Annotated in this window: 11 protein-coding genes; 6 read left to right on the plus strand and 5 right to left on the minus strand. The window is 70.1% G+C overall.

Annotation, left to right across the window (positions count from 1 at the left end):
* Positions 1–4: 4 nt before the first annotated feature.
* Genes EXE52_RS07805 through EXE52_RS07825 form a run of 5 tightly spaced genes read right to left on the minus strand, consistent with a single transcriptional unit; the run spans position 5 to position 6,052 of the window.
* Positions 5–1,057 carry an ABC transporter ATP-binding protein gene (locus EXE52_RS07805; RefSeq protein WP_049931402.1) on the minus strand — a complete coding sequence of 351 codons (1,053 nt, stop codon included), beginning with the start codon at positions 1,055–1,057 and terminating at the stop codon, positions 5–7.
* Complete coding sequence (locus EXE52_RS07810; RefSeq protein WP_241988219.1) at positions 1,054–2,412, minus strand: ABC transporter ATP-binding protein; 1,359 nt, start codon at positions 2,410–2,412, stop codon at positions 1,054–1,056. Before EXE52_RS07810 ends, EXE52_RS07805 begins: the two co-directional genes overlap by 4 nt.
* Positions 2,409–3,428, minus strand: coding sequence for an ABC transporter permease (locus EXE52_RS07815; protein WP_049931401.1), 1,020 nt, complete (start codon positions 3,426–3,428; stop codon positions 2,409–2,411). Before EXE52_RS07815 ends, EXE52_RS07810 begins: the two co-directional genes overlap by 4 nt.
* Before the next feature lies 1 nt (position 3,429).
* The gene (locus EXE52_RS07820; protein ID WP_049931400.1) at positions 3,430–4,422 is read right to left on the minus strand and encodes an ABC transporter permease; all 993 of its coding nucleotides are present in this window, start codon (positions 4,420–4,422) and stop codon (positions 3,430–3,432) included.
* Between the two features lie 28 nt (positions 4,423–4,450).
* Positions 4,451–6,052, minus strand: coding sequence for an ABC transporter substrate-binding protein (locus EXE52_RS07825; RefSeq protein WP_086216183.1), 1,602 nt, complete (start codon positions 6,050–6,052; stop codon positions 4,451–4,453).
* Between the two features lie 183 nt (positions 6,053–6,235).
* Between EXE52_RS07825 and EXE52_RS07830 the strand changes: the two genes are divergently transcribed.
* The 6 genes from EXE52_RS07830 (at position 6,236) to EXE52_RS07855 (ending at position 12,238) form a co-directional block, all read left to right on the plus strand.
* Positions 6,236–6,691: a hypothetical protein gene (locus EXE52_RS07830; protein WP_089308047.1), complete on the plus strand. Its 456-nt coding sequence runs from the start codon at positions 6,236–6,238 to the stop codon at positions 6,689–6,691.
* A 74-nt stretch (positions 6,692–6,765) separates the two neighbouring features.
* Positions 6,766–7,479 (plus strand): phosphoribosyltransferase family protein, encoded by a 714-nt coding sequence (locus tag EXE52_RS07835; protein WP_004598137.1) that lies wholly within the window; start codon positions 6,766–6,768, stop codon positions 7,477–7,479.
* A 126-nt stretch (positions 7,480–7,605) separates the two neighbouring features.
* Positions 7,606–8,985, plus strand: coding sequence for an NCS2 family permease (locus tag EXE52_RS07840; protein ID WP_089308048.1), 1,380 nt, complete (start codon positions 7,606–7,608; stop codon positions 8,983–8,985).
* A gap of 85 nt (positions 8,986–9,070) precedes the next feature.
* A complete protein-coding gene (locus EXE52_RS07845; RefSeq protein WP_089308049.1) occupies positions 9,071–10,555 on the plus strand; it encodes a glycerate kinase in 1,485 nt (494 codons plus the stop codon).
* Between the two features lie 20 nt (positions 10,556–10,575).
* On the plus strand, positions 10,576–11,634 hold the full coding sequence (locus EXE52_RS07850) for an ornithine cyclodeaminase family protein (RefSeq protein WP_049931395.1): 1,059 nt from the start codon (positions 10,576–10,578) through the stop codon (positions 11,632–11,634).
* A 40-nt stretch (positions 11,635–11,674) separates the two neighbouring features.
* Complete coding sequence (locus tag EXE52_RS07855) at positions 11,675–12,238, plus strand: dihydrofolate reductase (protein WP_089308050.1); 564 nt, start codon at positions 11,675–11,677, stop codon at positions 12,236–12,238.
* The last annotated feature ends 20 nt before the right edge of the window (positions 12,239–12,258 follow it).

A 12,258-nucleotide genomic window follows, 5' to 3' on the forward strand; every position in this document is an offset into this window, starting at 1 on the left:
TCGCTCAGTCGTCCGCCGGCTCCTCGGCGGCCGCGTTCTCGCCGATGGGCTCGCTGTCCCAGTAGGCGTGGTCGTCGTCCGTCCGGAAGCAGGTCGCCGTGCGCTCCTCGCCGAGGTCGTACCCCGGGGGGGTCGACTCCCGGCAGGCGGCCCGCGCCTCCGGACATCGGGTGTGGAACCGACACCCGCTCGGCGGGTTCCGCGGCGAGGGCACGTCGCCGCGGAGCGTGGTGAACTCCTCGTCTCGCGCGTCCGTGCTCGCTCGCGGGACGCTCGACAGGAGCGCCTTCGTGTACGGGTGGGCGGGGTCGTCGAAGATCTCCTCGACCGGCCCGATCTCGACGATCTCGCCGAGGTACATCACCGCGACGCGGTCGCAGACGTGGCGGACCACGCCGAGGTTGTGCGCGATGAAGAGGAACGTGAGCCCGAAGTCGTCCTGAAGGTCTTCGAGCAGGTTCAGGATCTGGGCCTGAACGCTCACGTCGAGGGCGGACACCGGCTCGTCGAGGACGACGAAGTCGGGGTCCAAAGCGAGCGCGCGGGCGATCCCGATCCGCTGTCGCTGCCCGCCGGAGAATTCGTGGGGGTACCGGTCCATCTGGTCGGCGGACAGCCCGACGCGTTCGAGCAGGTCGCGGGCCGTCTCGCGCCGCTCAGCCCGGTCGGCCACGTCGTGGATCCGCAACCCCTCAGTGACGATGTCGCCGGTGGTCATCCGCGGGTCGAGACTGGAGAACGGGTCCTGGAACACGATCTGGGCGCGCCGGCGGAACTCCGTCAGCTCCCGCGACCCCATGCCCCGCACGTCCTCGCCGTCGAAGGTGATCTCGCCGGCGGTGGGCTCGCGGAGCCGCAACACCGTCTCGCCGGTCGTCGACTTCCCGCAGCCGGACTCGCCGACGAGCCCGAGCGTCTCGCCCTCGCGCACGTCGAAGGAGACGCCGTCGACCGCCTTCACGCTCTCCGACTCCTGTCCGAGCAGGCGGTCGACGAGCGACGGGTCGTCCGCGTAGTACTTTTTCAGCCCGTCGACGGAGAGCAGCGAGTCGCTCACTCGCCGTCACCTCCGTCGGCCGCGACCCCGTCGTCGGGATCGGCGGCGTCGCCCCCGTCGAAGTAGCCGTCGGGGAGCGCGTCGGCCGGGTCGTACTCGCGGTCCGCGAGGACGCACTTGGCGCCGTGGTCGGCGGCGGCCTCGACCGTCGCCTCGGGCGGCTTGTCGAGGCACGCCTCCATCGCCTTCGGGCACCGGTCCGCGAAGTAACACCGGTCGCCCATCTCGGCGTCGATCAGGCTCGGGACGTTGCCCGCGATCGGTTCGAGCCGCGCCCGCGGGTCGTCCACGTCCGGGATGGAGCCGAGCAGCCCCCGCGTGTACGGGTGAACGGTGTCCTCGAAGACGGAGTCGAGCGTGCCGCGCTCGACGATCTCGCCGGCGTACATCACGCAGACGCGGTCGCACATCTCGGCGATGACACCGAGGTCGTGGGTGATGAGCACGATGCTCATCCCGCGGTCCGCTTGGATCTCTTTCAGCAGGTTCAGGATCTGCGCCTGGATCGTCACGTCGAGGGCGGTCGTCGGCTCGTCGGCGATCAGCACGTCCGGCTCGCCGGCGAGCGCCTGCGCGATCATCGCGCGCTGGAGCATCCCGCCCGAGAACTGGCCGGGGTACTCGTCGACGCGCTCCTCGGGGTCGGGGATCCCGACCTGCCCGAGCAGCTCGACCGCCCGGTCCATGCTCTCCTCGCTCGTGTAATCTCGACCGGGGACGATCCCGTCGAGGAGGTACTTCCCGAGCCCGTACCCCTGCGTCCGCGAGCGCGTCGAGCGGGGGTTCGCCCGCGCCCGCCGCTGCACCTCGACCGCCTCGGCGATCTGTTCGCCGACGGTGATCGAGGGGTTGAAGCTGCTCATCGGGTCCTGGAAGATGACGCTAAACGAGGGGCCGCGCAGCGACCGCCGGACGCTGGGCGGCACGGTCCGGAGGTCGACGTGGTCGCCGTCGACCCCGACCCCCTCGGTCCCGCGGAACTCCTCGGCGAGGTCGGGGTCGCGGTACCACACCTCGCCGGCGGTGATCCGGCCCGGGGTCTCGACGAGGTCGACGAGCGACAGCGCCGTCACGGACTTGCCGGAGCCGGACTCGCCGACCACGCCGAGGATCTCGTCCTCGCGGAGGTCGAACGACGCCGACTCCACCGCGTTGATCTGCCCCTCTTCGGTGAAGAAGCGGGTCGAGAGGTCCCGGACCGACAGCACGTCGCCGGGCGCGGGCGCCCCGCTCGGCGTCGCCGCGCCGAGGCGTCCGGCGTCGGCGGTCGCGGCGGGGTCGCTCGCCCCGCCGTCGGTCGCCGCGGTCGGCTCGCTCCCCGCCGGGTCGTCGTCCGGCCGCTCGGCGTCCCTCATGCGGCACCCCCTTCGCCCTCGATACCGGGGTCCAAGGCGTCACGCAGCCAGTCGCCGAGCAGATTGATCCCGATCACCGACAGCATGATCGCGAGCCCGGGGATGGAGGCGATCCACCACTGGCCGGAGGAGACGTAGTCGCGCCCCTGCGCGATGTCGAAGCCCCACGACAGCGTGGTCCCGGAGAAGCCGAGGAACGACAGCGAGCTCTCCAAGAGGATGATCGCCGCCACCTGCACCGTCCCGAGGACGATGATCGGCGTGATCGCGTTCGGGAGGACGTGCCGGAGGATGATCGTGTTGTCGCCGGCGCCGAGCGCGCGCGACGCCTTCACGTACTCCTGCCCGCGCAGGGAGAGCGCCTCCCCGCGGGCGACGCGGGCGAACCACACCCAGTTGACGAGGCCGACGACGATCACCACCGTTATCGGCAATACGAAGCTGCTCGGCATCTCCGGCGCGAGGCCAGCGACGACGAACGGGTCGGGGACGTTCACCGCCGCGCGGCCCCACAGCCCGATCAGCGCGACCGCCAACACGAGCGAGGGGAACGCGAGGCTGATGTCCGCGATCCGCATCAGCGCGTCGTCGACCCGTCCGCGGTGGTAGCCGGCGAGCAGGCCGACCGGCACCCCGATCGACGCCGCCAAGAGCGTCCCGAGGACGCCGACGACGAGCGAGGTCCGGGCGCCGTACACCACTCGCGAGAACATGTCGCGACCGAGCCCGTCGGTGCCGAACACGTGGGCCGGGTCCGCGGTGATCTCGACCTCCTCGGTGACGGTCTGGATCTCGCCGTCGACCATCTGCGAGGAGGTCCGCTCCTCCGTCTGCGAGAAGCCGATCGGCGGCAGCTCGCTCTGGTTGAGCTGTTGGTCGTTCGGGTTGTGGGGCGCGATGAACGGGGCGAACACGGCGGCCAACACGATGATCACCACCAGCGCCAGCCCGAGCTTCGCGAGCCCGCTCTGTCTGAACTCCTTCTTGAGATTGCGAATGACACGTGAAGAGACCATGTTAGTCGGTCACCACCTCCGGGTCGAGGTAGGCGTACACAACGTCGACGAGGATGTTGACGAGGACGAAACTCGTCCCGATGACGATGAGGCTCCCCTGGAGCGCGGGCCAGTCCCGCTGGTTGATGCTCTCGATGACCAGCGTGCCGAGCCCGGGCCAGGAGAACACCGCCTCGGTGATCACGGCGCCGCCGATCAGCGTCCCGAGCTGGAGTCCGAGGACGGTGATCACGGGGATGAGGGTGTTCCGGAGCGCGTGTTTGTATCGGATCAGCGTCCGCGGGAGCCCCTTGGCGCGCGCGGCCTGAACGTAGCCCTGGCTGAGTTCGTCCAGCATCCCGGACCGCGTCAGCCGGGTGATGAGCGCCATGAAGTAGGTCCCCAAGGCGATCGCGGGCAGCGTGATGTACGCGAGCCACGTCAGCAGCGTCCCGACGAACGGCTCGGCGTTGACGACCGAGAGGGCGACGTCGCCGACGTCGACCCCACGGCCGCTGGTGTTGAAGATGTTGAACTCCACCGCGAAGATCAGGATGAGCATGATCCCGAGCCAGAAGTTCGGCGTCGAGATGCCGCCGAGCGACAGCAGTGTCGCGCCGTAGTCGACCGGGTCGTTCCGGTTCGTGGCGCTGATCACGCCGAGCGGGATCGCCAAGACGATCGCCACGACGCTCGCGGCGACGGCGAGTTCCACGGTGGCGGGGAGGCGTTCGAAGACGAGGGTCGTGACCTCCTGTCCGCGGATGTAGGACCGGCCCATGTCGCCCTGGAGCAGCTCGAAGACGTACCGTCCGTACTGGACGTACAGCGGCTGGTCGAGCCCCAGTTCGGCGGCGATCGCCTGCCGCGTCTCCTGTGACGCGTCGAGCGGCGCGACCGCGTTGATCGGGCTCCCGGGGGTGACGAACCGGAGCGCGAACACGACCGTGATGACGCCCCAGACGACGCCGATCCCCTGGAGGCTTCTTTTGAGTGCGAATCTGCCGAGTGACATTACTAACGATATGGAGAGGTGAGTCGCGTTACTGCTGGGTCGCCGTGTCCGGGTCGATGAACTCGTCGGCCCGCGGTTCCCAGGAGATGTCGCTGGAGACGCCGTAGACGCTGAACTGCTGGTGCATGAACACCCACGGCGCGAGGTCGTGGGCGAGCTGGTTCGCCTCCTGGAGGATGTCGACGCGCTCGTCGGGGTCCTCGGTCGCCTCGGCGTCCGTGAGCAGCCCGTCGAGCTCGTCGTTTTTCAGCACCGTCAGCGCGCCCTCGGAGGAGAGCAGCGGCGTCAGCGTCTGGCTGCCGTCGAACTCCGCGTTCCCCCACCCGAGGAGGTTGAAGTGCGGGCGGTCCTCGATGTTCGGCGCAGTGACGTCCTGAACGAGCGAAGAGAACTCACGCTGTTCGACCTCACAGGAGACGTTCGACAGCGAGTCGATCTGGCTGGCGGCCGCCTGCGCGATCTGGACGTCGCGGAGGTACCGGCCGATCGGCGTCTCGAGCGTGATTTCGACGCCCGCGTGCCCCGACTCCTCGACGAGCCGCTCGGCCTCGTCGGGGTCGTACGGGTACGGGTCGATGTCGGGGTTGTAGCCGACGTGGCCGTCGAGGGTCGGCTGGGAGGTGATGTTGCCGAAGCCGTTGAGCACGTTCTCGATGATACTCTCGACATCGACCGCGTGGTTCATCGCCTGCCGGAACTGCTGGCTGGAGAACGGCTCCACGTCGTAGCGCATCTGGAGGAAGATGATCCGCGCGCTCGCGACGGAGTTGATCGTCGCCACGTCGGAGCTGTTCACCCGCGACACCTCGTTCGGCGGTACGTTCGTCACGATGTCCGTCTCCTCCGCGAGCAGCTGGTTGACCCGCGTGCTCGACTCGCTGGAGGCGGTCATGGTGAGCTCGTCGACCTCGGGCGCGCCGTCCCAGTACTCCTCGTTGGGCTCGTAGACGACTTGGTTCCCCGACTCGTAGTTCGTGAGGCGGAACGGCCCCGTCCCGTTGGCGTTCCGGTTGATGTAGTCGCCGCCGTTCTCCTCGACCCACGACTGCTGCATGATCGGGCCGTTCGTCGCGAACAGCTGGAAGGCGATCGGGTTGAACCCCTCGAAGGAGACCGTCACCTGCCCGTCGCCGGTCGTCACCTCGTCGACCAGGCCGAGGTCGTTGGACTGCGGGCTGACGATCCCGACGTCCTCGAAGACGATCCGGCGGATGCTGTACCGGACGTCCTGCGGCGTGACCTCGTCGCCGTTGTGGAAAGTGATCCCGTCGCGCAGCATGAACTGGACGCTGCCGTCCTCGGTGCGCTCCCACTCGTTGGCGAGGCCGGCGATGATGCCGCCCTCCTTGTCGCGGTCGAGGAGGCCCTCGTACAGCTGGCCGACGATGATCTCGGTGTTCGTCTCGGCGTGGTCCTGCGGGTCGAGCCCGGAGTCCATCTGGCCCATGGTGACGCCGAGTTCGAAGCTGTCGCCGCCGCCGTCGCCACCGTCACCGCCGTCGCCGCCACCGTCGCCGCCGTCGCCGCCGTCGCCGCCTCCGGAACAGCCTGCGAGACCGACAGCACCGGCCGTTCCGGCGTACTTGAGCACCGTCCGCCTGTCGACATGATCGTCGTTGTCAGTAGGCATAGGCGATCCCATACGATAGAGAGTTATGAACCTACCGGCAGACCCGGCCCCTTTCGGCCCGACTGCCAACGGTCCGTCGACGGTAGCGCAGACGGGTCGGGGGCGAGCGCGGGTACGCGGGACAGGCACGATACGAGTCGGAAACCGACGCTTATGTACGGACGTGGGCGATAGCCGCGCGACATGGACGTACCCGATCCCGGACCGCGGTGGGGAGCGGTCGAGGAGGACGCGGAGTCGACGGCAGCGGCGTACCGAGAGCGCGGCTGGACCGCCGTCGCCGGACACCCCGGACAAGTGAACCCGGTCGCCGACGCGGCCCGCGTCGACGTGTTGTTACCGGAGTCGGAGTTCGAGGCGGCGCTCGAGGCGGTCGACGAGGCCGCGATCGACGGCGTCGACGTGTACGCGGGCGCCGCAGACGGCGTCGCGTACCGGCTGGTGGTCGCGACCGACGAGGCGGCGGAGGTGGCGCTCTGTATTCCGACGTACATCGGCGACGAAGACCTCGCCTCGCTGCGCGCGGCCGCGGCGGCGGACGGCGCGCTCACGGTCCGGCTGCGCCCGCTCGACGACCGCGACCACGTCGCGATCGCGATCGACGACCCCGCGGTGTTCTTCGACGCGCCCGAGTCGTGAGAACCACACTCGTGGGGTGTTCTTCCCGCGTGTGACTTCGACATGTTCATACTTGTGCGATCGCGATCATTAGTATGAACCGCGCAGAGAAGGCGGCCCTCCAGCTACAGGCGGTCGCCGTGTTGCGGATGCTGAAGGAGACGCGAACGTACGAGGAGCTGTCCGCGGTGACCGGGCTGCCCGCTGGCGACCTGAACCGGTACGTGAACGGGCACGTCCTGCCCGGCACCGACCGCGCGAGCGAGGTGGTCGAGTCGGTCGGGCGCGAGGCGCTCGCCGACGAGCTGGTCGCGCGCGTCGAGTTCGACGACGAGGGCTACGTCGACAACTCCGGCGTCGTCTTCGACCAGTCGTTCCTCGACCTCGTGGCGCCTGTGGCGGCGGAGACGTTCGAGTTCGAGTCGCCGGACGTGGTGTTGACGGCCGCGACGGACGGGATCACGCTCGGCGCGGCGATGGCCTCCTTCTTCGACGCGCGCCTGGCGTACGCGAAGAAGTCGAAGGAGACCGCCGTCGAGGAGTTCATCGAGTCGCGCCAGCGGCTCGCTTCGGGCATCGAGCTCACCTACTACCTCCCCGCGAGCGCCATCGACGCCGGCGACACGGTGTTGGTCGTCGACGACCTGATCCGGTCGGGCGAGACCCAAGAGCTCCTCTTGGACATCGCGCTCCAAGGCGACGCTGACGTTACCGGCGTGTTCGCGCTCATCGCCGTTGGCGACGAGGGGATGGACCGCGCGCGAGCGATCACCGACGCGCCGGTCGGCGCGCTGACCACGTTCGAGTAGCCACGTTCGCGCATACTCTTCGAGAATAAACAGGACTTTTTCGCGTTTTAATGCGCGTTTGTGTATATCTGAGCGCTTCGTTCAGCAAAGCTTATCACTCGATCCCGGGGAACATCTACCCGTTCAATGGGCCTTTCAGACACGCTCGCCGAGCGGTTCGACGTGGAGTCGCACGGGTCGGACGTCCGCACCGAACTGGTCGCCGGGCTCACGACGTTCCTCGCGATGTCGTACATCATCGTCGTGAACCCGTTCATCCTGGCCGACGCGATCCAGATCCCCGGGTACGAGTTCTTCGAGGTGGTCCAGATGATCGCCATCGCGACCGTCCTCTCGGCGGCGGTGGGGACGGCCGTGATGGCGCTGTACGCGAACCGGCCGTTCGGGCTCGCGCCCGGGCTCGGGCTCAACGCCTTCTTCGCGTACACCGTCGTGCTGGGGCTCGGCGTGCCGTGGCAGACGGCGCTGGCCGCCGTCTTCGTCGAGGGGGTCCTGTTCATACTCCTGACCCTCGTCGGCGCGCGCGAGTACGTCATCCGGCTGTTCCCGGAGCCGGTGAAGCGCTCGGTCGGGGCCGGCATCGGCCTGTTCCTGCTTTTCATCGGGCTTCAGGAGCTCCAGATCGTCGTGCCGGACGAGGCGACGCTGGTCACGCTCGGCGGCGTCTTCGCGAACCCGTGGGCGATCCTCGGGGTCTTGGGGCTGGTGCTGACGTTCGTGCTGTGGGCGCGGAACGTCACGGGCGCCATCGTCATCGGCATCGCGACCACATCGATTGCCGGCTGGGCGCTCACTCTCGGCGGCGTCTTCGCCCGCGGGACGGTCACGCCGGAGACGCTGCCGTCGGCGCAGTACGACATCACGCCGCTCGCGGGCGCGTTCGTCGACGGGCTGGCGAACATCGACCCGCTCACGTTCGTGCTGGTCGTGTTCACGTTCTTCTTCGTGGACTTCTTCGACACCGCGGGGACGCTCATCGGCGTCTCGCAGTTCGGCGACTTCCTCGACGATGACGGCGACCTCCCCGACATGGACAAGCCGCTGATGGCCGACGCCGTCGGGACCACCTTCGGCGCGATGGTCGGCACCTCGACGGTGACGACGTTCATCGAGTCGTCCGCGGGCGTCGAGGAGGGCGGTCGCACCGGGCTCACCGCCCTGGTCGTCGCCGCGCTGTTCCTCGCGTCGCTCGCCGTGGTCCCCGTCGTCGCCGCGATCCCCGAGTACGCCTCCTTCATCGCGCTGATCGTCGTCGGCGTGATGATGCTTCAGGGGCTCGTCGAGGTCGACTGGGACGATCCCGCGTGGGCCGTCTCCGCCGGGCTCACGGTCACCGTGATGCCGTTCGCCTACTCCATCGCCGACGGACTGGCGGCCGGTATCGTCGCGTACCCGATCATCAAGCTCGCGGTCGGCGAGGGCGACGAGGTCGCGCTCGGGCAGTACGCCATCGCCGCGCTGCTGGCGGTCTACTACGTCCTCTCGACCGCCGATCTCATCCTCTGAGCGGGGCCGGGCGGGGCTCCTCCGGGCGCCCCGGCGGAGTCCTCTTGAAGCGTCGGAACGCAGACAGGAATGAGCGATCCGACCCATGTCTGACGCACCCGACGACGCCGACCGTTCCGTGACCGTCGCGGACCGCGAGGGACACGCGGGCGATCCGGTCCGCGAACTCGCGCTCGACTGCGTCGTGGCCGGCATCGAGGCGGCGCACCCGGCCGGAGTGGTCGACGACGCCCTCGCGCTGGACGGCGACCGGCTGACGGTCGCGGGCGTCGAGGACGCGAACACGGCCCACGACGACGCGACGGCCGCCTACGACCTCGCCGCGTACGACCGCGTGCTGGTCGTCGGGGCGGGCAACGCGGCGGGCCACTTCGCGGCCGCGGTCGAGCGGCTCCTCGGCGGCCGGATAGCTGAGGGCGCGGTAGTCACGGACGACCCCGTCGAGACCGAGCGGGTCGCCGTCCTCCCCGGCGACCACCCGACGCCGAGCGAGACGGGCGTCGAGAGCGCCCGTCGGGTGCGGGCGCTCACGGCCGACGCCGGCGCCGACGACCTCGTGATTGGCCTGCTCACGGGCGGCGGGAGCGCGCTGCTGGCCGCGCCCGCCGACGGGATCGGGCTTGACGGCCTGCGCGAGACGACCGAGGCGCTGCTGGCCAGCGGCGCGACTATCGACGAGATCAACGCGGTCCGCAAACACCTCTCGGCGGTGAAGGGGGGACGGCTGGCCCGGGCGGCCGCCCCCGCCGACGTCCTCGGCCTCGCGATCAGCGACGTGACCGGCGACGACCCGGCGGTGATCGCGAGCGGCCCGCTCTCGCCCGACCCGACGACCTACGCGGACGCGAACGCGGTCCTCGACCGGTACGGGGTCGACACCCCGGACGCCGTGACCGCGCGGCTCGATCGCGGCGCCGCAGGCGAGGTCGCGGAGACCCCCGAGACGGGCGACCCAGCGTTCGACGGCGTCGGGGTCCGGATCGTCGCGAGCGCGCGGACGGCCCTGAACGCGGCCCGGGAGGTCGCCGCGGCGCGGGGGTACGACCCGCTCGTGCTCTCCTCGCGGGTGCGCGGCGAGGCGCGGGAGGCGGCGAAAACCCACGCGGCGGTCGCCGAGGAGTGCCGGGCGGCGGGCGACCCGGTCGCTCCGCCCGCGGTCCTCCTCTCGGCCGGCGAGGTGACGGTGACGCTCGGGGCGGACCCCGGCGAGGGCGGGCCGAACGGGGAGTTCGCGCTGTCGGCGGCGGCCGAGCTCGACGCGTCGGGGCGCGACAGCGAGGGGATCGCCGTCGCGAGCGTCGACACCGACGGTATCGACGGCGCGACGGACGCGGCCGGCGCGCTGATCGACGACCGCCTCGTCGGCGACGGCCCCGAGGCCACCCTGAGCCGCGATGCGGCCGCGGCCGCGCTCGACGAGCACGACGCGTACCCGCTGCTCGACGGGGCGGACGCGCTGGTCCGCACGGGACCGACCGGGACGAACGTCAACGACCTGCGCGCGGTGGTGGTCGGCGGACGCGTTGCGGGGTCTGAGGCGAGCGGATCGCGTTCGGAAGGGACTAAGTGACGGCCGGCGAATTTTGCGGCATGCAGACGCTGCTCCTCAACGCAGACGACGTAGACGAGAACGCCGAGATGGACCGGGTAATCGACGCGGTCCGCGGCGCGTTCACCGCCTACGAGCGCGGCGACGCCAAGATGCCGGCGAAGTCGTACATCGATCTGCCCGAGTACAACGGCGACTTCCGGTCGATGCCCGCCTACCTCGATGTCCGTGAGGAGGACGTCGCCGAGGAGACGGCGACCGGCGACGGGTGGGACGCAGCCGGGATCAAGTGGGTGAACGTCCACACCGACAACCCCGCCGACCACGACCTCCCGACCGTGATGGGGACGATGATCTACTCTGACCCCGAGACGGCGTTCCCGCTGGCGGTCCTCGACGGGACGACGCTGACGATGAAACGCACCGGCGCGGCCGCCGCGGTCGCGACCGACCACCTCGCCGTCCCCGACGCGAGTTCGCTCGGGATCGTCGGCGCCGGCGTCCAGTCGTACACCCAACTCGAAGCGATCTCGACGGTGCGGGACATCGAGGAGGTCGTCGTGAGCGACCTCGACGAGGAGCGCGTCGCCGACTTCCTCGACGCCTTCGGGGGCCGGTTCGACGTGCGCGCGGGCTCGGTCTCGGAGGCGGGCCACTGCGATATCCTCTCGACGGTGACGCCGGTCGAGAGTCCGATCGTCGGTCCCGAGGACGTGGGCGACCACACGCACGTCAACGCGATGGGCGCGGACGCGGAGGGGAAACACGAGCTCGCGGACGACCTCCTCGTCGACGCCACGGTCGTCATCGACGACCACGAGCAGTGCACCCACTCGGGCGAGATCAACGTCCCCTACGCCGCGGGGACGCTCACCGACGAGGACATCTACGGCGAGATCGGCGAGATAGTCGTCGGCCGTCGGGCGGGCCGTCCCGGGACGCCGGGGACCCCCGCCGACGCCGACGGCGTGAGCGGCGTCAGCGTCTTCGACTCGACGGGGCTCGCGATTCAGGACGTGGCGGCCGCGCGCGTCGTCTACGAGCGCGCCGACGAGCTGGACAACGGGTACCCGTTCGACCTGCTGGGCCTCGACGGCTGAACGACGGGCCGCTTTTGTCTCCTCGCCGCGTACGCCGGCCGTGAGACTCGTCAGCGTCGCGGCGCTCGCGGAGAACCGGGTGATCGGGAGAGACGGCGAGGTGCCGTGGCCGCACATCGAGGCGGACGTGCGGCAGTACCGCGAGCGCGTCGCGGAGTCACCGGTGATTCTCGGCCGACGCACGTTCGACTCGATGCGCGGCGACCTGCCCGGACGCCGCCAGATCGTCGTGAGCCGGAGCGTCGACGCGGTCGACGCGCCGACGGCGCTCGTCGCGAGCGGCGTCGAGGAGGCGCTCGCGGCGGCCCGCGACGTCGTCGGGGACGCCCCCGCCGAGCGGGAGCGCGTGCCCGCCGAGACCAGTCCGGCGTCGGGGCCGGTCGAGGCGTCAGACGAGGGGGACGAGACGGTCTACGTCCTCGGCGGCGGCGGCATCTACGAGCTGTTCCAGCCGCACCTCGACGGGATGGCCCTCAGCCACGTCGAGGGCGCGTTCGACGGGGACACGTACTACCCGGCGTGGGACGAGGCGGAGTGGGACGTGGCCGAAGAGACGGCGTACGACCGGTTCACGCTGCGCGAGTGGGTCCGTCGGGCGCGCTGAGCGGGTTTCTCTCGGCCTTT

The organism is Halorubrum sp. CGM4_25_10-8A, assembly GCF_005435025.1.
In the GTDB taxonomy this organism is placed as follows: Archaea; Halobacteriota; Halobacteria; order Halobacteriales; family Haloferacaceae; genus Halorubrum; species Halorubrum ezzemoulense.